Below are 23,519 nucleotides of genomic sequence, written 5' to 3'. Positions count from 1 at the left end.
GGCTTGCTCGCGATGGATACGACAAGGTGTCAAAGTCGCGCACCGCGTTGCCTGCATCGCGAGCAAGCCCGCTCCCACAGATTCAAATCCGCGCCAGCGCCTGCGCCAGGTCAGCGCGCAAGTCTTCGACATCCTCAACCCCCACCGACAGCCGCACCAGACCATCGCCGATACCCAACTGTGCACGGGTTTGGGCGGGGATGGTGGCGTGGGTCATGATGGCCGGGTGTTCGATCAGGCTTTCAACCCCGCCCAGGCTCTCGGCCAGGGCAAAAATCTGCACGCTTTCCAGGAAGCGCCGGGCGCCTGCCAGGTCGGTGTTCAAGTCGATGGAAATCATCCCGCCGAAGCCGCGCATCTGCCGACGCGCCAAGTCATGCTGCGGGTGCGATGCCAGCCCCGGGTAGTGCACACGCGCTACCTGAGGCTGGCGCTCCAGCCATTGCGCCAGCTCCAGCGCGTTGCTGCAGTGACGCTCCATGCGCAGGGCCAGAGTTTTCACGCCGCGCAGGGTGAGAAAAGCATCAAACGGCCCGGCAATCGCGCCCACCGCGTTTTGCAAGAAGCGCAGGCGCTCGGCCAGTTCAAGGTGCTTGACGATGGCGATGCCGCCGATCACATCCGAGTGGCCGTTCAGGTACTTGGTGGTCGAATGCACCACCACATCAAAACCCAACTCCAGCGGACGCTGCACCCAAGGGCTGGCGAAGGTGTTATCGGCCACGCAAATGATGCCGCGTGCCCGGCAGATGCTCGCCACGGCCGCCAGGTCAGTCAGGCTGAGCAGCGGGTTGCTCGGAGTTTCGACCCAAACCATCCGCGTGTTGTCCTGCAACGACGCTTCAAAAGCGCTGAGGTCTGTCAGGTCGACGAAGCTGAAGCTGTGCCCGGCACTGCGCTGGCGGACTTTGTCGAACAGGCGGAACGTGCCGCCGTACAAGTCGTTGCCCGAGACGATGTGCGAACCGGCGTCCAATAACTCCAGCACCGTCGAAATGGCCGCAAGCCCGGAAGCAAAAGCGAAGGCATCTGTGCCGCCCTCGAGGTCCGCGACGCAGCGCTCCAGGGCAAACCGCGTCGGGTTGTGCGAGCGCCCGTAGTCCAGGCCTTTGTGCACGCCGGGGCTTTCTTGCAAATAGGTGGAGTTGGCATAAATCGGCGGCATCAAGGCCCCGGTGGAAGGGTCCGGCACCTGCCCGGCGTGGATGACGCGGGTGGCAAAGGCGCGGTGTGCGCCGTTTTCATCGTGCTGACTCATGCAAGGGATCTCCGTAAGTGATTGAGCAGGTCGACGCGTGTGATCAGGCCATGAAAGCCCGAAGCGTCAGCAATAATCGCCACCAGCCCGCGGTCGAGTTCGGCCTGTAGCTCAGCCAGACTGGCCTGCGGCGCCAAGGTGTGCAACGTGTCCGTCATGGCGCTCGCGACCGTTCGGCTAAAGTGCGACGCGTCGGCATGCAGGCCCAGCAAAATATCGGACTCATCGATCACCCCGACCAGTCGCTTGCCGTCCACCAATACCGGCAGTTGCGACACATCGGCCAGACGCATGCGCTGGAAAGCGGTGAGCAAGGTGTCGTCCGGGCTGGCGCTGATCACCCGGCCATCCTCAAAACGCCGGGCAATCAGGTCACGCAAATCGCCGTAATGCTTGAACTGCAGCAGGCCTTGGTCCTTCATCCACTGGTCGTTATAGACCTTGGACAAATAACGCGTCCCGGTGTCACACACAAAGCTGACCACACGCTTGGGTTCGGTTTGCTCGCGGCAATAGCGCAACGCGGCGGCCAGCAAGGTGCCGGTTGAAGAACCGCCCAAAATGCCTTCAGCCCGCAGCAATTGGCGGGCGTGATCGAAGCTTTCTTCATCGCTGATCGAGTAGGCATGACGCACGCTGGACAGGTCGCTGATCGACGGGATGAAGTCTTCGCCAATGCCCTCCACCGCCCAGGAACCGGCTTTGCCGATCACGCCGCTGCGGCTGTATTCGGCCATCACCGAACCTACCGGGTCGGCCAGAACCATTTCCAGATCTGGTTGCACGCGCTTAAAAAAACGCGTCAAGCCGGTCAACGTACCGGCAGACCCGACACCTACCACAATCGCATCCAGATCGTGCTGGGTTTGCGACCATATTTCTGGCGCGGTGCTGCACTCGTGGGCCAGCGGGTTGGCCGGGTTATTGAATTGATCGGCGAAAAAAGCATCGGGAATGTCGGCGGCCAAGCGCGCGGCCACGTCCTGGTAATACTCCGGATGGCCCTTGCCGACGTCAGATCGGGTGATATGCACCTCAGCGCCCATGGCCTTGAGGTGCAACACCTTCTCGGTGGACATCTTGTCCGGCACCACCAGCACCACCCGGTAGCCTTTGGCCCGGCCGACCAGCGCCAGCCCCAGACCAGTGTTACCGGCCGTTGCTTCAACAATGGTGCCGCCGGGGCGCAAACGCCCGTCGCGCTCGGCGGCATCAATCATGGCCAGGCCGACCCGGTCCTTGATCGAGCCTCCGGGGTTTTGCGATTCAAGCTTGAGAAACAGCGTACAAGGCCCGGTATCGAACCGGCTGACACGCACCAGCGGCGTGTTGCCGATCAATTCCAGAACGGCAGGTTGAGGGTTGTTTGGCATGAAGTCACTTCCCGTGTTTTTGCACTGGATGGACAGCGACTGGCAACGAGGTATGTCGCGCCAATCACCGGAAACCTTCTAGGACCTTAGGCCGGGATGGGGTTGCCCGCAACTTGGCGGGTGATTACTCCAGAGCGTTTAAGCCAAGCCTCCTGACGGCGTGGCACCCACCTCATGAACAATTATTCATGTCACGGCCCCGTCATTTTCCATTCCTATATTCCTACGTCACAAGTTACGAACGGCCTGTATCGGGCCTTGGACTCAACGTTCGCAAGGAGTGCGCATGCTGTGCCCGGCAGTCTGGCCCGGGGAGGAATTTATTGTGGATGCAACGCTGACACCCTTGCCGCACCTTGAGCCATTGCCTGCGGGCAGTACTTCGCGATTGCTGCGCCGTGGCGGCGCGGTGGTGCTGGTGGTAGCGCTGCATCTGTTGGTGCTGAGCCTGGTGAACAGGTCTTCGCCGGTCACGGTGACGCCAGCCGTGACGCGGACTATTTATGCCTCGGTCATTCATCAACCTGCGCCTGCACCTGCCGCCCCTGCTGCACCGACACCGCCCTCTGAGCCCCCTCCTCCCGTGGCCCCGCCCATCCCCGCGCCAGAGGCTGTTCACCCGGTCGCCCGGCCCAAGCCGGTGGCCAAGCCGCATGCCGTGCAGCGCCCGGTAACGCCCGTGGTCAAGTCAGATCCCGCACCCGCCACACCTGCGGCGGCCGCTCCCGTGGTTGCGCCCACGCCCGCTCCGCCGCCTCAGCCCAAGACGATCACCCGAGGCGTGGAGTACGTGCATGAGCCCGAACCCGAATACCCCGACAGTGCCCGTGAAGAGGGCAACGAAGGCACCGTGATTTTGCGCGTGCTGGTGGATACCCACGGTAAGCCCGGCGCCGTGGACATCGTGCGTTCCTCGGGTTTCGGCAGCCTCGATGAAGCAGGCAAGACGGCAGTGCGCGGCGCGCTGTTCAAGCCTTATCTGGACGATGGGCATGCAGTGTCGGTGTACGTGATCGTGCCGCTGCGCTTTCAGCTCGACAGCTAGCACTCACCCCTATTTTTTATTGACGGGCCTGCCGGTCAGGGCAGCGCTCACCCCAAAGAAAGGAAAACACATGGAAACCGGAACACTGGGTTTGAATGTTTTGTGGCAACAGGCCGACGTGGTCACCCGAGGCGTGGCCTTGATGCTGCTGGTGATGTCAGTGGCGTCCTGGTACGTGATGCTCGACAAACTGCTGCGTCTGGCGCTGTTTCGGTTGCGCTCGGGCAAACTTTTGGCGGCGTTCTGGGGTGCGCCGACGCTCAAGGAGGGTGTGCAGCAATTGGGCCAAAGCAGCGCCTGGGCTGAAGTGACCCACGCCGGTATCAGCGCCGCGCGCCAGCACCGTGATGCGCTGGATGGCGACATGAACCCGCCGCCGTTCAGCGAATGGCTGACCCGCGCCTTGCGCCAGTCCACAGTGACCATTAGCGGCAAGTTACAAGGCGGTATGGCGATTCTGGCCACCGTGGGTTCCAGCGCGCCCTTTGTCGGTTTGCTCGGCACCGTGTGGGGCATTTATCACGCCTTGATGAAGATCGGTTTGTCCGGTGACGCCAGCATCGACAAAGTCGCCGGCCCCGTTGGCGAAACCCTGATCATGACGGCCCTGGGCCTGGCCGTAGCCATCCCCGCCACCCTGGGCTACAACCTGCTGGTGCGCAGCAACAAGCAGACCCTGGCAGAGCTGAGCAAGTTTGCCTTCGAGCTGCACGATCTGCTGGTGATCGGCGCCCGCGCCACCCCACGCAACGGGCTGCCTGCCCACAGCACCTTCAATGCGCAAGCGGAGTACGTCTGATGGCCGGTGGACTGTCGGGCGGGGACGACCTGGAAGAAGACGGCTTTAACCCCGAGATCAATACCACGCCGCTGGTGGACGTGATGCTGGTGCTGTTGGTGATTTTCATCATCACCGTCCCGGCCATTCAGCACTCGGTGAAGATCGACCTGCCCAAGGCCGCCGCGCAGCAAGACAACAAACCGCCGCCCTCGGTAGACCTGGCGCTGGACAACGATGGCCACCTGCATTGGGAGGACCACGACATCAGCGACAGCGACTTGCCCGCGCTGATCGCCGAGGCCGCCGCGCGCCAGCCAGTCCCGGAATTGCACCTGCGCGCCGAGCGCAACACGCCCTATGAAAAGGTCGTGCAGGTGATGGCGGCAGCGCAGTCCGGTGGTCTGGACAAGATCGGTTTTGTGACCCAGGCCGTTACCCCTTAACCACGGCGTCGCCCTTCGCCCCACCCGTTGGGTCGGCCTTTATAGCCGACCACGGCGAAGTGCGCGCCACAGAAATCAACCAGGCCGTGAATGGCCGTTTTCGAAGGTGCAGTCATGTTTCGCAAATCCCCGTTGTATGTGCGTGCAGGTCTCGGTTTCGCAGCGCTTGCCATGGCCACGCCGTCTTTTGCCGCCGATGCTGCAGCGGCCATCGACGACAGTGCCTTGGCCACCTTGCCGCAAGTCACGGTCAAAGCCGCCAAGCGCAAACCGGCGCTGCACCAGCAGACCAACAGCGGTGCCCTGGGCAGCCGTGCGGTGATCGATACACCGTTTTCGTTCAAGAGCGTCGGCAGCAGGGAAATCCAGGACCGCCAGGCGGGGATTTTGTCTGAGGCGGTCAAGTACGACGCGTCGGTCACCTCCATCAGTTCCAGCTACGGCACGCACCCGGCCACCCTCGCGGTGCGCGGCCTGCCGCTGGATGACCTGAACGGCTACAAGGTGGATGGCATGGCCAACATCAACCGTGGCGTTGAAATGCCCCTTGAGATGTTTGACCGCATCGATGTGCTCAAAGGCCTGTCGGGCTTCATGTATGGCTTCGGCAGCCCCGGCGGGATCGTCAACTACGTGACCAAAAGGCCAACTGACAAGACCACCTTCAGCGTCGACGCCGGTTACGAGTCCAACAACCTGTACAAAGAACACCTGGACGTCGGCGGCCGTCTGGATGACCCGCGCTTCGGCTACCGGGTCAACCTGGTGCACGAAGAAGGCGATGCCGTTTCAGGTGACGCCAAGGTCAACCGCACAGCCGTCGGCGTGGCCCTCAACGCGCAACTCAGCGATGACCTGAGCCTGGACTTCGACACCCTGTACCAGACGCGTGATACCAGCGGCGGCACCGACATCATCGTCAACGCTAAAAATGCCTTGCCCAAACCCATTGATGGCAGCAAACGCCTGTACAGCAATGGCTCCTTCACCGATGTGGATTACAGCCTGTCGACGCTCAGTGCGACGTACAAATTCTCGCCTGACTGGACCGGCAAGCTGGCCTACCGCTACAGCGATTCGACACGCCGTTATTTGAAAGACCAGTACATCATTTCCAGCGATGCGGGCGGCTATTCCGACAAAGCGTCGGCCGAGTACCACGGCTATGACTACAACGACGCCATGGGCACCCTGGAAGGTAAGTTCACCACCGGCTGGTTCAGCCATGACCTGGTGCTGGGCAGCAGTTACTCGCAACTGAACTCCGAAAAATCCGTGGTCAGCCCCAAAGGCACCGTGGGCAAGGGCAACCTGTACGACCCGACGATCTTCTCGGTGTACAACATCGATTACAGCGGCGGCACCTACGGCGATGACAACATCAAGGAAAGCGCCGTATTCGCCAGCGATACCATCGGCCTGGGTGAACACTGGTCGTTGCTGGCGGGCCTTCGCAACGAAGACTTCCGCGAGGAGACTCACGCCTCCTCGACCGCCCCTGCTGTCCAGTACAAGGCCCGACCCGCCACGCCAACAGTGGCGTTGATGTACAAACCCAACAAAGACGTGACCCTGTATGCCAGTTACGTCGAATCCCTGGAAAACGGCGGCACCGCGCCCACCACGGCAGTCAACTCCGAACAGACCCTGGGCCCGCTGCGCAGCAAGCAATACGAAGTGGGCGTAAAAGCCCAGCAGCGTAACTGGAGCGCGACGGCGGCAGCGTTTCGCATCGATCGGGGCGCCGAGTACACCAACGATGCCAACGTCTTCGTGCAAAGCGGCACCATCCGCTATCAAGGCCTGGAGTTGAACGCCAGCGTCGATGCCACCCCCAACCTGACCGTGGACGGCAGCGTCATGTCACTGGACTCGGCCTACCATGACGCAGGCGACGGCGTTGATGGCAACCGCGCCGCCGGGGCAGCGCATTATCAAGCTGCAACACAAGTCACGTACCGTGTCCCACAAGTGCCCGGCATGTTCCTGCACACCGGCGCCCAGCGTATCGGCGAAATGGCGGTGGACTCAGGCAACGTGCACACCCTGCCGGCTTACAACCTGTTCGATGCTGGCGGCGGTTACCGTCTGCATTTAAGCGGCGGGCATGCACTGACCTTTGGCGCCAACGTCAGCAACCTGGCCAACAAAAAGTACTGGACCTTCTATCAGGAAAACTACCTGCAGCCGGGTTCGCCCCGTACGTTAACCTTCAACACGCGTTATGACTTCTAGGCCCGCAATGATAAAAACAACGTTCTTGAAGTACACGGTTCTGGCGCTGGGCATCTGCCTGGCATTGCCCTCTGTGGCCGCACCACTGGATACCGGCGGGCTGCGCCTGGACAAAGTCGTGCTGGTGATGCGCCACGGCATCCGACCGGCAACCGACACCGCCGCACTGCAAAGCTGGTCAGCCAAGCCATGGCCAGCGTTTGACGTGGCCGACGGCCAGTTGACCGACCATGGCCGCGCAGCCATCGTGCTGCTCGGTCAATGGCAACGCGGCCTGCTCGATTCGCTCGGCCTGTTCAAGGCCGGGCAATGCCCGCCGGCGCAGGCGGCCTACGTGTGGTCGAGCCCGGTCGCACGCACGCAAGCCACCAGCGCGGCGTTGGTACAAGGGATGTTCCCGGGCTGCAACGTCCCTGTACACCATGCGCAGAAAAGTCAGGACCGGCTGTTCCACGCGACCGAAAATGGCCTGGCCCCCTTGGACCCGGCGCAGACCAAAGCGGCATTACTGCACGCCATGGGCGGCAGCCTCGACGCTGCCCGTGAACGCTATGACGCACCGGTGCTGGCCATGCAGCAAGTGGTCGGCGTGCCAACCACCTGCGAGCAAAAAAACTGCGCCCTGAGCGAGCAACCCTGGGCGCTGAAAGAGAAAAACGGCGTGGTCAAACTCAGCAGCCCATTGGGCGTGGGCGCGGGCATGAGCGAAACCTTTCGCATGCAATATGCCGAAGGTTTGCCGCTGGATCAGGTCGCGTTTGGTCAAGGCCGCAGCGCTGAAGAGGTATCGCGCCTGATGGCATTGCGTTCGGCTAAATACGCCCTCAGCAACCACGTTCCGTACATCGCACAGCGCGGTGCATCGCAATTGCTTGGGCAAATCCTGTTGGCCCTGCAACCGACCACAGCGGGCAGCCCGCCCGGCACCCAATGGCTGGCTTTCGTGGGCCACGACACCAACATCGCGCAGTTGCGCACACTGCTGGGCTTTGACTGGAAAATCGCTGAGTACCCTGAGAACGATGCCGCACCGGGCGGCACCCTTCTGTTTGAACGCTGGGTCGATGACCACAGCGGCGCGCAGTTTGTCAGCGTGGCCTATGTGGCGCAGAGCATGGACCAATTGCGCAGCTTGTCCGACGCACCGCCGTACCAAGTGCAATACCCTGGTTATGCGGGCAAAGCCTTGATGCCATTGAAAGGATTTGTCGCTGAAATGGAAAAACGCATCGACCCTTCGGCGACCGAAGTGCAGCATTACCTGGGCCAGTAAGTCGCTCTGCAGCGATCAGATCCAGGGAATCAACACAATCGCGGCAAGGGGCAGCGTCACCGCCGCGAGCAGGGTTTGGCTCGCCACGATGCCGGCCATCAGGGGGGCGTCACCCCCCAGTTGCCGCGCCATGATGTAGGACGACGATGCGGTGGGCAGTGCCTGGAAAAGGACTGCTGCAATCGCCGCTTTGCCGTCCAGGCCAAACACATGGCACGCGCCTACCGTCGCCAGCGGCATGATCACAAACTTGGCCAGTGATGAGTACGCAACCGGTCGCACCCAACTGCGCACCGACCCCAGCTCCAGGGCCGCCCCGACGCAGAGCAAACCGAGGGGCAACGACGCCTGCCCCAACGCCTTGAGCACCGGTTCAATAACCACCGGCAGTCCCAGCCCCAGCACCTGAAGCGCTATTCCGCCGAAGCAGGCCAGCACCAGCGGATTAAGCGCCAATTGCCGGGCCACCTTGCCCGCCGTCATCTTGGCCCCGGTGCCGTACCGTGCGAACACCAGCACACACAGAATATTTACCGTCGGCACAATGGCCGCGTTGGCGACCGCCGCCAGGGCAATGCCTTGTGCGCCGAACAAGCCCGCGACGATCGACACGCCGACATAGTTGTTAAAGCGTATGCCGCCCTGAAAAACCGAGGTAAACGCCGCATCACTGCCCTTGAGCAACGCGCGGCTGGCGACCAGCGCCACAGTGACTGCACAGGTCGAAAGCACCAGCACCAGAGCCATGCCCTTCACGGGCACGTTGTCCAGGCTGGCCGTGGCCAAGCCATGTAAAAACAGCGCCGGCAGCAGAACGTAATACCCCAAACGCTCTGCCTGCGCCCAAAAACTGTCAGCCAAAAAACGACTGTGATTGAGCCAGGCGCCGAGGGCGATAAGCAACGCGATGGGCGCCAGGGCGAGTAGCAGCGCGAGGGTCATGACCGTGCCCCAAGGGCGCGAACCAACCGCGTGCAACCTTCCACCAGGGAGGCTTCGTCTGTCGCAAATGAAAGCCGAAGGTACCCAGGCATGCCAAAGGCACTGCCGGGCACGGTTGCGACCCCGGCGTCCAGCAGTTCCAACGCCAGGGCCTGATCGTCAATCTTCGGCTTGATCTGCGGTAGCAAATAAAACGCCCCCTCGGGGCACGACACGTTAATTTTGTCGCAGGCCCGGAGGACCCGCAGGGCGGCATCGCGACGCTGCCTGTAAATCGCATTGCGCTCTGCCAGAAACTCTTGCGGGCCCTCCAGCGCGGCCACTGCTGCCAGTTGGCTCAAGGTGCTGGTCTGCGTGCAGTTTTGCGACTGCACAGTCGTCATTGCCGATATCAGCGACGCCGGTCCGCAGCCCCAGCCAACGCGCCAGCCCGTCATGGCATAGGCTTTAGACACACCGTCAACCAACAGGATGCGCTCTGCCAGATCGGGGGCCACTGAAGCCAGGGTGAGATAAGGTTTTGCGCTGTAGCGGATTTCTGCGTAGATATCGTCGGACAACACCCAAACCTCGGGGTACTGGCGCAGCACTTCTGCCAATGCCTGCAAGTCGTGCTCTGAATAGAGTGATCCAGAAGGATTACCGGGGGCATTGAGCACCACCCACTTGGGTGATTTTGCCAAGCGCAAACCCGCCGCCAGGTGCTCGGCCGTCAAGCGAAAGCCTTCGGCGGCGCAGGTCGGAAGAATCAGTGGTTGCGCGCCACACAGGCTGATCATTGCCGGATAGCTGGCCCAGTAAGGGGCTGGAACAATCACCTCATCACCCGGTTTTAACGTGGCCTGCAGCGCGTTGAAAATGATCTGCTTGGCGCCACAGCCAACGGTGACTTGATCATCGTCGACATCTAATCCACGGTCTTTTTTGAGCCGCATGCGAATCGCCCTGCGCAGGGGTTCAATGCCATTGGAAGGTGAGTACGCGAGGCGACTACCCAGGGCCTGCCGCGCGGCGTCCAACACATGCTCGGGGGCATTGAAATCCGGCTCGCCCAAGGTCAGGTCAATCACGTCCCGGCCTTCAGCGCGCAGCGCGGCAGCACGTTTGGCCATCATCAGAATGGGCGATTGCAAGGCACGGTTTGGGGCAGCGGCAAGTGACATGGAGCTCTCCGGGCAACGGTTGGATGAGCACCACGATAAGAACTCGCGACCTAAAATAAAATCGACTTAAAATTCAGCCATCAACAAGTTTTGCTCATAAGTCATCTGGCCGGAGCATGGCGTTGAACAGCCTGCGCGAGGGCGACGGCCAATCTGGCCAACGGGCGGTCTTCGCGCTCTAGCAAGACCACGCGGCGGGTTTTTTGTGGCGAGCCGAAGGGCTGGATGTCGAGATGGCCCAACTGCGCGAGGTTGTGACTGGACAGCGGAATCACCGCCACCCCAAGCCCGCTGCTGACCATCTGGATGATCGCCTCCTGGCTGTCCAACTCCATGCTGGTGTGCACGCGCAGGCGCATCCGCCGTAGCTCCTGCTCGATGGTGCGTCCGGCCCAGGCCCGGCGATCAAAACGAATGAACGGTTGCTGTTGCAGTAACTGCCGAAAATCCTGCCCCGCCAACGAACCCGGCGCAATTATCCAGAAGCCCTCTTCATAGAGCGTGGTACTGACCAGGCCATAAGGGTGCGGGCGCACAGGTTCGGTGGTGATTGCAACGTCCAGTTCGCCCGCCTCAACGCGCACGGCCAGTTCCGCCGACATACCAGAAGCCACGTTGATACGCACATGCGGGTGCTCAGCCGCCAACGCGGCCAGGGCCGCAGGCAACGTGCTGGCGAGTGCCGTGTGAATGGCACCGATCCTCAACCTGCCGCGCAACTCGTTATCCCCGCCAATTTCAGCCGCAATGCCGTCATACAGCGCCACGATCTCACGGGCCCGCTCCACCGCTACATGTCCCGCCTCGGTGAGCACCGGCAAACGCCGCGAGCGGTCGAACAACGTCGCATTGAACGTCTCTTCAAGGGACTTTATGTGCAGGCTCACCGCAGACTGCGTGAGATGTACAGCCTCCGCAGCGCGCACAAACGAACCGTACTGAGCAATGGCGATCAAGGTGTGAAGGGCGCGTAGTGACATGGTGATCTCTGTGGCTGTTCAGGCAGTATCCAATTGATGGGGTGGTGTAGGTGTAAAGACGGGCTGTAACAGCCAATGCGCAGGTATGTACTTATCTAGTGCACCTGAATTAAGTATTTCTCTGAACATAAAGGCTCCAGTTTTATACAAAGAGCCTTGAAATGGACCCTAAACCGATTTTTTGCTTGCACCTGGAGCCTCTATGAACACTAGAGCAGGTTCCACCGAAACACAGGTATCACCGGCATTAAGCCCTGCCTTCATAACCCCCGATGATGCCGCTGTCTATGCCCACGATCTGATCGGCAGCCGCCGCGACAAGGAATACGGTGGTTTCATATTGAGCAAGGATAATTACCACTATGCGACGCTTCCCATGTCCAGCGAGGGGAGCTTGTTCCGCCCCTCTGATGTGCTTGAACGATCACCAGAGGGTGACATGCTGCCACCCGCAGGGTATGTGATTGAAGGGTTGTATCACTCTCATGCCGCGTTCCAGCGCGCAGACGCAACAAGGGATCCCGAGAATGAGTTACAAGATAATTTTTTCTCATTGATGGACTTGCGAACGGCCATTTCGTTTCGTCACAACTATGCACGCTTTTATTTATCCAACGCAGACAAAAGCCTGATTTGTTATATAGCCAGCGGCTCACCCACCGAACAAGCTTTGGAACCGTTATTAAGGCTGGTACATCCGGGCACACCGGGTCACCTTGAACAACAGTCTACGAACAGTATTTTTCTGCCCAGTCACTTGCTCACACTGGTTTACAGTGGCGGGGCGCTGACAGTCCTTCAGCCGGGAGCATTTTGGACCAGACGCGGCAGAATTTCTGCAGGCTGGCGAGAATGGCAGGCAGCCTATGTTTGGCAAGCCAGCGTCCCCCCTATTTGTGGCCCTGTACTGCTAACTGCTGATGCTGCTGCCTTGTTTGCAGATGAACTAATCAGGCAACGCCCTTATGTTCAACAAGCAGGCTTTATTCTCAAGCACTTGCAGACCGATTCATTTATTTGCACGCGACCACAGTCTACGGTTTACGAGTCTTTTGACCGTCCTGATGTCTTTCCCCGAAACAGCGCTGGCCTGCCACAATTGCCTGAAGGGTACCGAATGTTTGCCGTGTATCACTCAGCGGATGTCCATCGGCCTGCCGCACCTGCAGCAGAGTCCAGGGTGCTGAACGATTTCATGTCTCCGGACAATGTCTGGATTGATTTTCTGATGATGCAAGCGACCCCAGAGACTCACGCCTACTTTTCTGCACCTGAAGGGGCATTATTGAGTTATGAGCGGACATCTTCAAGGTCGGTACTTGAAGCGCAATTGATTGCCAACGCAGCGCGCTCCGACGAGTTAACCAGCCCATTGCAAAGACAATTGACGGGAGGTGAATTAACGGCAGTTGAGTTTGTGCGACGTGTAGCAGCAGCATTTGCACTGAGGGTTGTGAAAGTCGACAACCTATGGACTCAAACAGGGCGGGTGACTGAAAGCTGGGAGCCTTTCGCATCTGTGCACACCTGAGGTAACTCACGGGTAAAGCCATACGCAAAGCGCGGGGATGGCTTACAAGCAATTGATCTACAGACTCAGAAAACTTATATTCGAGTCTACAGATTAAAAGTAAGGCAGCAAAAATGACATTAACCCACCCAGCACCAGCCCTCACCAAAAATCAGTGCGTGGCCGGTCTTCGGGTGGCGGTGAACATTCTCGAAAAATGGCAGGCATCGGGCGAGCAGGCCTGCCGTATTTTACGAATCTCGCGCAGCACTTATACCCGCGCCAAACAGCGGGAGGCTGAGTGGTCTGTCGGGCTGGACTCAGACCAAATGCAACGCATCAGTTTCGTGCTGAACATTCATGCAGCGTTGCGCCTGGTGTTCGATAACCCCGAGAACGTTTATGGCTTTGTGACCATGGCCAACGACAACGATTTTTTTAACGGCCGCACGCCGCTGGAGGTCATGTCACAAGGGGACATGATTTCTTTGTACGAGACCTATAAACGCATTGATGTGTTGCGGGGATCGCAATGGTGACGTTGAGCCAGTTGGCAGATCTGCCCGGCGAGTCGCTGCAGGCCTATCGACTGGTCAATTCAAAATTCCCGCCCATTGCCCTGTTTGATGACGTAGCCGATGCAGCCACCTTTGAAGCGCTGTACCAGATCCAGGCGCTGACCAATCCCCGGCTGCAAAATGAAGTCGGCCGCCTTGAGTTGATACCGCGAGCAGAGATTCCGTTTGGCATCCCGGGTTGCTCTTATGCGACCGCGCCGTTCACCCACGTCAACCCCGAGGGTTCGCGCTTCAGCAACGGCCGTTTCGGCGTGTTGTACCTGGCTGCCAACCTGGAGACGGCGCTGGCGGAGGTCCATTATCACCAGGACAAATACTGGGCAAATATTCACGGGCTCAATTACGAGCGTTTTGTGTTCCGCGGGTTGTCCTGCTCTTTCACGGACGCGGCGATGAAAGACGCAACGTCGCTGCCCATGAGCGATGCAATCTACGACCCCGACACTTACATGCACTCGCATGCGTTGGGCAAGGCCGTTAAAGACGCCCGATGCCCAGGGCTGCGGTACAACTCTGTGCGCTTGCACGGTAACCACTGCTGGGCACTTATGACTCCAATCGCCATCTCATCGATGGTTCAATCAGCCCACTACGAGATGATCTGGAATGGGCGTATTACCAGCGTCAATAAAATCAGCGAAGCTTAATTGCCAAGAGCAGGCGTAGCGCTCAACCCTTGCTCCTCCAACAACTGCACAAAGCTGCTGAGGTTTCGCGACACGGCCCCACGCCGCCAGACCAGCCAGGTGGTCAGGTAGCGGAACTCGGCGGCCAGCGGCCAGATACTGACCGTTGCGCACCCCGGCATGCTCTGCAGCATGCTGCGGGGCATCAGCGCCAGCCCGGCACCGGCGCTGACGCAGGCGAGCATGCCGTGGTAAGACTCCATTTCGAAGATTTTGCCGGGCACGGCGGCGTCGGTGTTGAACCACTTTTCAAAGTGATGGCGGTAAGAACAATTGGCCCGGAAGGCGTAGATGCTCTCGCCGTTGACGTCGGTCGCGCAGCGGATCGGCGCGTGATGAAGCGGCGCGATTATGACCATCTCTTCTTCGAACACTGGCACACCTTCCAGCGCCGGGTGCAGCACCGGGCCGTCGACGAACGCGGCCACTAGTCGACCCGACAATACGCCTTCAATCATGGCCCCGGACGGCCCCGTCGAGAGGTCCAGGTCGACTTTGGGGTGTTGTTGGTTGTAGGCCGCCAGCAAGGCGGGGATCCGCACCGCGGCGGTGCTTTCCAGCGAACCCAACGGGAATGCCCCCTGGGGGTCTTCGCCCGCCACCGTCGCCCGCGCCTCTTGCACCAGGTCGAGAATGCGCCGCGCGTAGTCAAGGAAACTCCAGCCCGCCGGTGACAGGCGCAAACGGCTTTTCTCGCGGATAAAAAGATCGACCCCCAAATCCTCTTCGAGCTGTTTGATCCGCGTCGTCAGGTTGGAGGGCACACGATGGATGTGGGCCGCCGCAGCGCTGATGCTGCCGTGGTCCACCACCGCCTTGAAGATTTCCAGTTGCACCAGATCCACAGCCATTCTCCAATCGTGAAAGAAACGATCTCTATTATTCAGTTTCAAGAAATCTTTAGCCACCCTACTCTGTGCCCATCTACTCACTCAGCAGGACCATGCCATGAGCCCGATTTCCAGCCAGACCCACGCCCTTTCGATCAACCCGACCACGGGCGAGCAGATTGGCCACTACGCGTATGAGTCCGCCGAGGCTCTGGACGCTGCCCTCACCCGCGCCGCGTCGGGCTTCAGCCGCTGGAAGCGCACACCGCTGCAAGCGCGCTCTGCCGCCATGGTCGCGCTGGCCCGGGCGCTGCGCGACAACGCTGACGCCATGGCAACCATGATCACCGAGGAAATGGGCAAGCCGATCACCCAGGCCCGTGGCGAAATAGAAAAATGCGCCAAGCTCTGCGAGTGGTACGCCGAACACGGCCCAGCCATGCTGGCCGCTGAACCGACCCAGGTCGAAGGCGGCAAGGCACGCATCGAATACCGTCCGCTGGGTCCGATTCTGGCGGTGATGCCGTGGAACTTCCCGGTCTGGCAAGTGCTGCGCGGCGCGGTGCCCGCCTTGCTGGCAGGCAACACCTACGTGCTCAAGCACGCACCGAATGTGATGGGCAGCGCCTACCTGATTCGCGACGCCTTTGTGCGCGCCGGTTTTGCCGAGGGCGTGTTTGAAGTGGTCAACGTCACCCCGGACGGTGTGTCGCGCGCCATTGCCGACCCGCGCATCAGCGCCGTGACCCTCACCGGCAGCGTTCGCGCCGGTACCGCCATCGGCGCACAGGCTGGCGCAGCCCTGAAGAAATGCGTGCTGGAGCTGGGCGGCTCCGACCCGTTCATCGTGCTCAACGACGCCGATCTCGACGCCGCTGTGCAGGCCGCCGTTGTAGGTCGTTACCAGAACTCGGGGCAAGTCTGTGCTGCCGCCAAGCGCCTGATTATTGAAAAAGGCGTGGTTGAGGCATTCACTGAAAAATTCGTCGAGGCCACCCGCAAACTGGTGGTGGGCAACCCGCTGTCCAGCGACACCTACATCGGCCCGATGGCGCGCTATGACCTGCGTGATGAACTGGACCAACAAGTGCGCGACACCCTGGAAGAAGGCGCGACCCTGTTGCTCGGCGGCGGCAAGGCCGACGGGGCTGGCAACTTCTATGAGCCTACGATTCTGGCCAACGTGACCGACCGCATGACCTCGTTCAAACAGGAACTGTTCGGCCCGGTGGCGTCGATCATTACCGCACAAGACAGCGCCCATGCCGTGGCGCTCGCTAACGACAGCGACTTCGGCCTGACAGCGACCATTTACACCGCCAATGTCGAACTGGCCCAGCAACTGACCGGCGAACTGGAAACCGGCGGCGTATTCATCAACGGTTACTCGGCCAGCGACCCCCGCGTGGCTTTCGGCGGCGTGAAGAAAAGCGGTTTCGGCCGTGAACTGTCGCACTTCGGCGTGCGGGAATTTTGCAATGTGCAAACCGTGTGGCTGGATCGCCACTGAGTGGACGCACGCCACTGAAAAAGAGGCAACAGGGGCCAGCACGGGATCATCGTTCCCGTGCTGGCCCTGTCAATGACGCTTCTAGTCCAGTAACGCACGCTGAAGACCGCAGAGTCGCAGCAAGAGGTCATGCTCTTTGACAGACACCTCTATACGCGCGATATCTGCCGCTATTTCATACCCCTCACTGGCAGGGCTGTCGTATTGCTGATCCAGCGCATTAATCAGCTCATCGCTATAAGCTTGCAGCGCCTCGAACTCTTGAGGGTATTGCGTTTTCAGATAAGTGAGCCAGTGCTCCTGGGTCGTTAGATGCTCTAGAAACTCACTGCCTTTTTCAGCCAGAATGACCTTCTCATAAGCCTCTTCTATGGCTGCAGGCGTGACTTCGGGCGCACTAGCTCTATACAACATGTCGGCAGCCTGCTTTGGCAAGTCCAGCCTGTTGGCCAGGGCAGTGCGATAAGCCAAACGTACTTCTACGACTTCAATAGTTCCTGAGGCATTGGCCGTCGCCTGAGCAATGCTTTCCACTTTACCGAGACGAAACATCCGCTTGTAAAAGGTAAACAGCTCTTGACCGCTTTTACTCGCGGCCCCCGTGCCAAACTCGGCGAATTCATAAACCCTTAATTCAATGTCGTTAAATACCAACATCCTTCCATCAGGGCAGGTACCGCGCGAGCGGGCCAGGCTGAAAAGCTCATCACGCAACGTCTCATCTTTGTAAGCTGCCTCCAGTACCTCCCATACTCGCTGGTTCAACTCAGCCCTGACGAGGGCAAAATCCTGACTCCCTTGAAGTAACTCAAGCAGGCGAAAAAAGTACTGGGAGCCGGGGGCTTCTCTAAGCACGTTCCACATTTCGTGTTTTGCTGAATCAGCAGGCACGTCCTGAAACCATGGTTCTTTCTCATCTCCCAAGGCCTGCACATCCGGTAACTCATCAGTTATTTCCTCATCGGTCTCTACATCGCTCTGCCCATCAGAATCTTCATCCGAACCGGCTTCAGAACTGTCGACCTGCAATTCTTCCAATGAATACCCCAAGTCATTGCCTGTGAAATCACGGTAGTCGTACAACGACCTTAGTTCACTGTTGGGTAGATAATTATTGGACAGGTCAGTCCCGGCCATCAGCAGGTCGTGATGACCTTGCAGAGCGCGAAAGGGAATCGCCTCGATCTGATTGGCATCGAGTTTTAAAACACGCAATTGCGTAAGATCCAGTACGCCCTCAGGCCATTCACTCAATCGATTGCCACTGAGTATCAGTGTCTGCAAGTTATCCATGCCCTGGACGTCGACTTCGCTCAGCATGTTTCGACTGAGATCCAGCGATTTCAGCCCACGCAGGGGTTCTAAATCAACTGAACTCAAATGGTTGCCAGCCGCTTCCAGGCTATTCAAATGCTGGAGCGCCCCAATGGACTCGGGTAATTCGGTCAAGCCTGCATTGTTCAGTTGCAACGTTCGTAACTGGCTGAACGATCGGATACATGTTTGCGCCCCCGCTTGCGTTAACCCCGTGCCACTCACGTTCAAAGCGGTTATGTCATTAAGCGCGCCCGGTAATTGAGGCATGTCACCGATGCATAAACCAGACAAGTCGAGCGCTTGCTGTTCGACGCCTGAACGGGCCACGCTGTATCGCCAAGCTTGGAGAATGCGGTCCGCGGCAGTCTTGCGGTCTGCCGAGTTCACCCAGCGGCTGCCCCCTTCTATTCGGTAATTGCGGCTCGCGACCCAGTCATTGAGGCGACTCGTGAGTGCGCCGAGTTCCTGTTCCCACTCCTCAAGCCTGACTTCAATGGAGACTTCACCTGTTTGAATCTGCTCCAGGCGTGCTTGCGCCTGCTCGGGCGTCAGATCGGGGGTCAGTCGCTGCAAGCGAGTCAGAGGGGAATCATCGGGGGCGGTCGTTAACGGCTCAGGCAGTAGCAAGTCCGGGTTGTCTGCGACCTGAATCGGGAAGGATTCAGGCTTGCCGTCCGTCACGCCCTCGGCCAGCCTGTCCAGGCCAATGCCTCCTACCCGGTTACGTTTATGTTTGAGCCCATAATTCAATAAGTCATCACAGCTTTTACGGGTTAACCGGCACCCTTGCAGCAGCGTTTTGCTTAACACGGTTGGATGATTTACGACCTCAGGTGGAATCTCGGTTAACGCGCTGAAACTTAAATTCAGGAACCTTAACGAACGACACCGTTCAATGCCTGCCGGCCAGTGCTTTATTGAAGTGCTACTCAAGTTGAGTTCTTGCAGCTCATCGAGTGAACTGACATCCAGCTCCTCCACCCAGTTACCACTCAGGTCCAACCGCTTAAGCCCGACCATTGAATTAAGGCTCTCCTGCATCTGCGGCGTGACCCTCAACTCATTGAATCCGAGGTCTAAACTGCTTAGCTGCGGCAGGTCTGCCAGAGCGGATGGAAAATCCAGTAATTGGCTTCGCGAAAGATCCACTACTTGTACATTTTTGAAGGCACCCAGGAACGTGTTCAACTCGTCTACAGGCAAGTTAAGCGCAGGTATTCTCAAGCGCGTGACATGGGTAAAAGAATGGGCTTCAAGCTTTGGCAAGTCGTCAAAAGCGCCCACTTCCAGGTCAAGAATGCCGCCCTCCTCCGGTTGTTTCCAGGCAACGCCCAGATCATCGCCTTCCAGACCCAGCCGTTCGGCCAACCCGCTGCGCCAGCAACCTGTAATCCGATCGCAAACCGTTTGCCGTAAGTGAGTGTAAGCGCCAGAAGAAACCTGGCTTTTCCAGTGATTCAGACGCGCAATCAGAGTTCGGTACTCTTCAGTTACTTCACCGACCCGTCCGATCAACACCCCGGCTGGCAACTTGTACAAGGCGCGCTGAATCACAGACTCCGTCAGCGCAGGCACCCGGGTCCCAATGATTAGGGTTCTTAGCCCTTCTCTCACATAACTGGAGGCCAGATCGGACGCTTCAGCGGCATAGGCAGGGATAGAGGACAGGAAATCATAGGCCCTCACGATAGTGTCCATATCCATGCCTGACCAGTTCAGACGCAGCGTTGAAAACGGATGCAGACGGCTCTCAAAAAACGCGTCTGGCAGCGTCACAATCGAGGTATTACGCAGGTCCAGCAACTCAAGATGTTCGAGCCCGAAAAGCCCTGTTGGCCATTGACTCACGTTGCCGAACAGGCTCAACCCTCGAAGCTCGGACAACTGCGTGACATCCAGCGCATTGATGTCGCCGCTTAGAGATAACTGCTCGAGCTGTGAGAGTCTCGACAGCACATCAACAAGCGGTGCACTTGAGTCTGCTCCGACGTTCAACGTCAGCGAAAGCTCAGTAATCCCGTCCAATGCGGGCAGTGCCTGCGCAATCGGCCCGATCTGTTCTTTGCCTACGAACAACTCCAGACGTCGTGCATTAGGAAAACGCTGGAGAAGTCCGGCGCCCGGCTCACTGACTAATAAGCCGGCGTCCATACTCAAGGCCCTGACATGCGAGAAGTCAGCCTCCCATGCCGGTAATTGGCTGACGCTTCCCAAATCGAGGGCAATATTGGCGTCCTGGTTATAGGGCAGACCTGAGCGCCAGCACTCAATGACTCTGCTCACAATCCCAGACCGTCCGCTGCGCTCGGCACTCCAGGCTTGCAGGACGCTACGCAACCCCTGCAGTTCATTAAGCTGGTGCTCTAACGCGTCAAATATCTGTTGATCCGTAACACCTTGGCTCAACCGCGCCTCAATGTAGCCAAGCGCTTGTTCATCACTCATGCGTGGATAAACATCCCGCAGCCTCACGACTTGCAGGTCTCTGACGCCAAGACCTTTTCCAGTGCCAGACAGCGTATAACCGACCTTGTTATTGATACGGCCAAGTACAGGCTCCGCACCCGGAATGCGCTGATGCAATATTTGCGCCACTTCTGAACGATTCGATAATGCATGCTGCGCCAATGCTCCCCGCAAGTCATTAGCCTGACTGATGTCTAAATAGCCCATGGCTTCACGGGTCAGTTCGGGCAACACCTGCACAATTGCTTCATAAAGGTTCAGGTCAGCGCTCATGGGCACACCTGCCGCTTGCACTACAGAGAAGTGATCACCGGATTTGATCAGGGTTCTATGGATGGGGTCCTGTTCAAGGCCAATGCTATCGAGCAACCGTCCCTGACTGCTATTGGCCCTGATTTGCAGGTGTATGTCATTTGACCATCCGGGCAAATGTTCCAGACCCCGCAGCGCCAGACGTTCACTGTCCAGGGATGACAAACTCGGCTTACACAACCCCGCGATTGCACGATTCATTCGTCCTTGCTGGATGTAAACGCGCGCCCTGTCGTCGATGCGCCGGGAAACTATTGCGTGATCACGCAGGTCTGCCAACTCGCTGTTGCTGGCGGTATCCAGTACTTCTTTAGCAGCACGCTCGGACAACGAAGGGAACCTGTTGCGCAACAGTTCTACTTCAATAGGTGAGGAAGTGCTCTTGACCGCACTTAGCAGGCGCTTGAGCAGGTGGTGTTTGTGTCGGCCCAGGGCATCGGCAAGCGTCTGGTTGAAACGCCGGGTGGGCGATAAGGCGCCCTCTGCCTGACCCAGCAGTTGTGCTGCCTGCTCATCACTTAATGAGGAGAGAACCCGTTCAGCTAACGTTCCCTGAGCAACATCGGCACGGGTGATTCTGATAATCGGCCGAGGGTCGCGCTCAACCAGCACCTTCCCATAACGCGTTGACGGGCCCCACATCTGGTCGCCATCAAACACTTCAAGCTCTTGCCCTCGGGGCCAACCTGGCATTTCAACCAGCACGCGCAAGACCTCGTCCTGATAGTGGGTAAAGCCTTTGCTACTGGCGATCTGCTCAATCAACGCTTCCAGTTCACGATCAACCCTGAACAGCTCAAACGTGTCGAGTAACACCGCAGGTGCGGGCAAACCCTCCATATGAACTTGACGCAGTGCCGCATCAGACACCCCGCTTATGTCCCCCATCTGACCGAGGGTGGCATCGTCAAACAGACGGGTCTCATGCCCAAGGCGACGCAGTAAGGTGGCCCGATTCCACTCCAGCGGCTGTTCATGAGCATGGCGCCATGCCCCCGCGTTATTGTGCTCAAGCGTGGGCTCGAATACGTTCTGGGCAGAGGGGTGTTTGAGCTTCCATTTGTTGATGGACTGATCAAACGTTTGCTCATAGACGTGTTCACCCACTCGAACATACGTCTTGCCATTGACGTGGTACTGCCCCAGAGCATTGGGCTCACTGTTGTCCAGCACCTGCTCGGGAACCTGATAAGCATGAACCTCTGGCTTGCACAGCCGAATCTCCCCCGTGGGCAGCACGGCCTGCCTCACCTCTTTAAGAATTCGGGGAATAGTGCCCGCCGGTATCTTGCTAAAGGCATACCCGGCGGCGCCCATCACGCCGATGAATGCCACATTCATAGCTACTGATTCCAGGTGCGACCATGCCCCTTCCATGTCACCCACACTCCAGCTTTCAAAGCCGTCGTAGACCTCTTTGGCCAACTGCAGAGCCATGACCACCATCATCGCTTCTCCCAGCCCGGGAACAAAAAAGGCAGCGACGTTAAGCACATTCATTCCCACCGACGCCCAGTACTCCAGGGTCTCGACGGTCTGCTCCCAATCCACCACAGCAGTGGGTATGGCGATCGCAAGCGCATCCTCTTTTATCCTTTCTATTTGCCTGAAATAGAGCGTGTCGAAGATATCGCCAGAGATCGATTGCAACGTTTGCTGGCTCACTCTCAAGTTGACGCTCGATGCGGCAAAATAAACAGGCTCCTCCTGAGTGCCAGGCGTGGGGTGTTTCTCGATCAACTGATGGTTCAGGCGCGTCAGAAAGTCCTTCTGTTTGCCTTGCGGTACCAAGCTTGCAAAAAACTGCTGGTAATTGGCGGAGCATAAGTTCGCGACCAGGTCCTGAGTGAATTCACCCAGTGAGGAATACTCCTTGAGAGGGCTGATAGGGGCTCCCGGGATATACACCATGACAGGATCAGGGCCGGGCTCATCAAACCGGACTGCCGGCAAAGTAATGCCTGTGTGCTCCTCCACCCAGCCTCGAATGGGGTACGAGCGAGCAGACTCGATGATCACTGCATGGCCAATGTTGAAGCCCAATAGCTCAAGCCCGCTGAAGACCAGCGGCCCCGTCCTCGGGTTTGGGGCACCGTCGAGCAATCCTCGGACCATCTCGTAACCCGCCACCTTGACATCGCCTACCATCAGGCCGGTATGAAGCCGCACAGCCATTTGCTCTTTCAGGGCAATGATCATCTGATGTCGCAATCCGGCGCGTGTTGCCCGATCATCAAAAACACTGTTCAAGTGCTCCTGATACTGCTTGCCCAAATCAAGCTGGCGGCATAACTGCGAGAAAGCCTGAGGTGCTACGGCGTGCTGCTCTTTAAAACGATAACGGTTGCCCTCGATCGAATCGGGCCGAGTTTGTTCACGCCAGATTAAATCAGCCCCCTCGGCCCCCGAAAAGCCTGATGATCCTTGTGCGGTCAAGCCAGCTTTTTCGGTCACCAACGCACCCGCCGGGGCGATCACACTGGATGCTCCCCCGACCACCACCGAGAAGTCTTCTTTACCCGAAAAGTTGAGCAAGGCCGCCTGCAGCAGGCTTTGCTCGTGTACCGGTTGATCACGACGCAGGTAATAGAGGCTGTTTTTATTGACATCGATAGCCGACGAATCGAGCCCCTTCATGGCCTCCACCAGCAGTGGCTCCGCAAACTCGGCGATGCCTTTAAACCCCTGGAGTTTAATGGCCAGCATGGCATGCGCCTGACGGCTTCGCGCCTGGCTCACCAACAATGCCTCACGCAGCCAGGGTGCGGCATGGGTGAACCACTCGGGCAACTGGTCTTCGTTTACATGCCCTGCAAA

16 protein-coding genes are annotated in these 23,519 nt (G+C 58.7%); 9 read left to right on the top strand and 7 right to left on the bottom strand.

Going from position 1 to position 23,519, the window contains the following annotated elements; translation table 11 throughout:
• Positions 1 to 82: 82 nt before the first annotated feature.
• Positions 83 to 1,258 carry a cystathionine gamma-synthase gene (locus QMX84_RS04700; RefSeq protein ID WP_262126566.1) on the bottom strand — a complete coding sequence of 392 codons (1,176 nt, stop codon included), beginning with the start codon at positions 1,256 to 1,258 and terminating at the stop codon, positions 83 to 85.
• Complete coding sequence (locus tag QMX84_RS04695) at positions 1,255 to 2,631, bottom strand: pyridoxal-phosphate dependent enzyme (protein WP_262126565.1); 1,377 nt, start codon at positions 2,629 to 2,631, stop codon at positions 1,255 to 1,257. Before QMX84_RS04695 ends, QMX84_RS04700 begins: the two co-directional genes overlap by 4 nt.
• A 286-nt stretch (positions 2,632 to 2,917) precedes the next feature.
• Here QMX84_RS04695 and QMX84_RS04690 point away from each other — a divergent pair, with 286 nt between their 5' ends.
• From QMX84_RS04690 to QMX84_RS04670, 5 genes are all read left to right on the top strand, one after another.
• Positions 2,918 to 3,676, top strand: coding sequence for an energy transducer TonB (locus QMX84_RS04690; protein ID WP_282363307.1), 759 nt, complete (start codon positions 2,918 to 2,920; stop codon positions 3,674 to 3,676).
• Positions 3,677 to 3,746: 70 nt separating this feature from the next.
• Positions 3,747 to 4,475 carry a MotA/TolQ/ExbB proton channel family protein gene (locus tag QMX84_RS04685; protein WP_262126557.1) on the top strand — a complete coding sequence of 243 codons (729 nt, stop codon included), beginning with the start codon at positions 3,747 to 3,749 and terminating at the stop codon, positions 4,473 to 4,475.
• Positions 4,475 to 4,900: a biopolymer transporter ExbD gene (locus tag QMX84_RS04680; protein ID WP_048370472.1), complete on the top strand. Its 426-nt coding sequence runs from the start codon at positions 4,475 to 4,477 to the stop codon at positions 4,898 to 4,900. Before QMX84_RS04685 ends, QMX84_RS04680 begins: the two co-directional genes overlap by 1 nt.
• Before the next feature lie 114 nt (positions 4,901 to 5,014).
• Complete coding sequence (locus QMX84_RS04675) at positions 5,015 to 7,135, top strand: TonB-dependent siderophore receptor (protein WP_282363306.1); 2,121 nt, start codon at positions 5,015 to 5,017, stop codon at positions 7,133 to 7,135.
• Positions 7,136 to 7,142: 7 nt separating this feature from the next.
• Positions 7,143 to 8,408, top strand: a complete 1,266-nt coding sequence (locus tag QMX84_RS04670; RefSeq protein WP_262126555.1) for a histidine-type phosphatase — start codon at positions 7,143 to 7,145, stop codon at positions 8,406 to 8,408.
• Positions 8,409 to 8,423: 15 nt separating this feature from the next.
• On the opposite strand, the gene QMX84_RS04665 is transcribed toward QMX84_RS04670, so the two are convergent.
• The 3 genes from QMX84_RS04665 to QMX84_RS04655 form a co-directional block, all read right to left on the bottom strand.
• Positions 8,424 to 9,350 (bottom strand): AEC family transporter, encoded by a 927-nt coding sequence (locus QMX84_RS04665; protein ID WP_262126554.1) that lies wholly within the window; start codon positions 9,348 to 9,350, stop codon positions 8,424 to 8,426.
• The gene (locus QMX84_RS04660) at positions 9,347 to 10,513 is read right to left on the bottom strand and encodes a pyridoxal phosphate-dependent aminotransferase (RefSeq protein ID WP_262126553.1); all 1,167 of its coding nucleotides are present in this window, start codon (positions 10,511 to 10,513) and stop codon (positions 9,347 to 9,349) included. Before QMX84_RS04660 ends, QMX84_RS04665 begins: the two co-directional genes overlap by 4 nt.
• Positions 10,514 to 10,614: 101 nt before the next feature.
• Entirely contained in the window at positions 10,615 to 11,493 is an 879-nt protein-coding gene (locus QMX84_RS04655; RefSeq protein ID WP_282363305.1) for a LysR family transcriptional regulator, read from the bottom strand.
• Positions 11,494 to 11,695: 202 nt separating this feature from the next.
• Here QMX84_RS04655 and QMX84_RS04650 point away from each other — a divergent pair, with 202 nt between their 5' ends.
• The 3 genes from QMX84_RS04650 (at position 11,696) to QMX84_RS04640 (ending at position 14,228) form a co-directional block, all read left to right on the top strand.
• Positions 11,696 to 13,024, top strand: a complete 1,329-nt coding sequence (locus QMX84_RS04650) for a hypothetical protein (protein ID WP_282363304.1) — start codon at positions 11,696 to 11,698, stop codon at positions 13,022 to 13,024.
• 113 nt (positions 13,025 to 13,137) lie between these two features.
• Positions 13,138 to 13,542 carry an antitoxin Xre-like helix-turn-helix domain-containing protein gene (locus QMX84_RS04645; protein ID WP_262126550.1) on the top strand — a complete coding sequence of 135 codons (405 nt, stop codon included), beginning with the start codon at positions 13,138 to 13,140 and terminating at the stop codon, positions 13,540 to 13,542.
• Entirely contained in the window at positions 13,536 to 14,228 is a 693-nt protein-coding gene (locus QMX84_RS04640) for an RES family NAD+ phosphorylase (RefSeq protein ID WP_262126549.1), read from the top strand. Before QMX84_RS04645 ends, QMX84_RS04640 begins: the two co-directional genes overlap by 7 nt.
• Here QMX84_RS04640 and QMX84_RS04635 read toward each other — a convergent pair.
• Positions 14,225 to 15,112 (bottom strand): LysR family transcriptional regulator, encoded by an 888-nt coding sequence (locus QMX84_RS04635; protein ID WP_282363308.1) that lies wholly within the window; start codon positions 15,110 to 15,112, stop codon positions 14,225 to 14,227. The two genes, QMX84_RS04640 and QMX84_RS04635, sit on opposite strands and share 4 nt — an antisense overlap.
• 103 nt (positions 15,113 to 15,215) lie before the next feature.
• Between QMX84_RS04635 and QMX84_RS04630 the strand changes: the two genes are divergently transcribed.
• Positions 15,216 to 16,607 carry an aldehyde dehydrogenase family protein gene (locus QMX84_RS04630; protein WP_282363303.1) on the top strand — a complete coding sequence of 464 codons (1,392 nt, stop codon included), beginning with the start codon at positions 15,216 to 15,218 and terminating at the stop codon, positions 16,605 to 16,607.
• A gap of 81 nt (positions 16,608 to 16,688) precedes the next feature.
• Here the strand turns inward: QMX84_RS04630 and QMX84_RS04625 are convergent, their stop codons facing one another.
• Positions 16,689 to 23,408, bottom strand: a complete 6,720-nt coding sequence (locus tag QMX84_RS04625) for an NEL-type E3 ubiquitin ligase domain-containing protein (RefSeq protein WP_282363301.1) — start codon at positions 23,406 to 23,408, stop codon at positions 16,689 to 16,691.
• Positions 23,409 to 23,519: the final 111 nt, after the last annotated feature.

It is taken from the genome of Pseudomonas sp. PS01297, from assembly GCF_029959305.1.
Classification (GTDB): Bacteria; Pseudomonadota; Gammaproteobacteria; order Pseudomonadales; family Pseudomonadaceae; genus Aquipseudomonas; species Aquipseudomonas helleri.
Note: the sequence above shows the minus strand (reverse complement) of the source record. Positions and strands in the feature narration are given on the sequence as shown.

What these genes read in the sequence shown, in the direction of transcription:
- QMX84_RS04640 (WP_262126549.1), top strand. Translation starts at nt 13,536, where the DNA reads ATGGTGACGTTGAGCCAGTTGGCAGATCTGCCCGGCGAGTCGCTGCAG.
- QMX84_RS04655 (WP_282363305.1), bottom strand. Translation starts at nt 11,493, where the DNA reads ATGTCACTACGCGCCCTTCACACCTTGATCGCCATTGCTCAGTACGGT.
- QMX84_RS04645 (WP_262126550.1), top strand. Translation starts at nt 13,138, where the DNA reads ATGACATTAACCCACCCAGCACCAGCCCTCACCAAAAATCAGTGCGTG.
- QMX84_RS04670 (WP_262126555.1), top strand. Translation starts at nt 7,143, where the DNA reads ATGATAAAAACAACGTTCTTGAAGTACACGGTTCTGGCGCTGGGCATC.
- QMX84_RS04650 (WP_282363304.1), top strand. Translation starts at nt 11,696, where the DNA reads ATGAACACTAGAGCAGGTTCCACCGAAACACAGGTATCACCGGCATTA.
- QMX84_RS04625 (WP_282363301.1), bottom strand. Translation starts at nt 23,408, where the DNA reads ATGCTGGCCATTAAACTCCAGGGGTTTAAAGGCATCGCCGAGTTTGCG.
- QMX84_RS04660 (WP_262126553.1), bottom strand. Translation starts at nt 10,513, where the DNA reads ATGTCACTTGCCGCTGCCCCAAACCGTGCCTTGCAATCGCCCATTCTG.
- QMX84_RS04690 (WP_282363307.1), top strand. Translation starts at nt 2,918, where the DNA reads ATGCTGTGCCCGGCAGTCTGGCCCGGGGAGGAATTTATTGTGGATGCA.
- QMX84_RS04665 (WP_262126554.1), bottom strand. Translation starts at nt 9,350, where the DNA reads ATGACCCTCGCGCTGCTACTCGCCCTGGCGCCCATCGCGTTGCTTATC.
- QMX84_RS04630 (WP_282363303.1), top strand. Translation starts at nt 15,216, where the DNA reads ATGAGCCCGATTTCCAGCCAGACCCACGCCCTTTCGATCAACCCGACC.
- QMX84_RS04675 (WP_282363306.1), top strand. Translation starts at nt 5,015, where the DNA reads ATGTTTCGCAAATCCCCGTTGTATGTGCGTGCAGGTCTCGGTTTCGCA.
- QMX84_RS04685 (WP_262126557.1), top strand. Translation starts at nt 3,747, where the DNA reads ATGGAAACCGGAACACTGGGTTTGAATGTTTTGTGGCAACAGGCCGAC.
- QMX84_RS04695 (WP_262126565.1), bottom strand. Translation starts at nt 2,631, where the DNA reads ATGCCAAACAACCCTCAACCTGCCGTTCTGGAATTGATCGGCAACACG.
- QMX84_RS04700 (WP_262126566.1), bottom strand. Translation starts at nt 1,258, where the DNA reads ATGAGTCAGCACGATGAAAACGGCGCACACCGCGCCTTTGCCACCCGC.
- QMX84_RS04680 (WP_048370472.1), top strand. Translation starts at nt 4,475, where the DNA reads ATGGCCGGTGGACTGTCGGGCGGGGACGACCTGGAAGAAGACGGCTTT.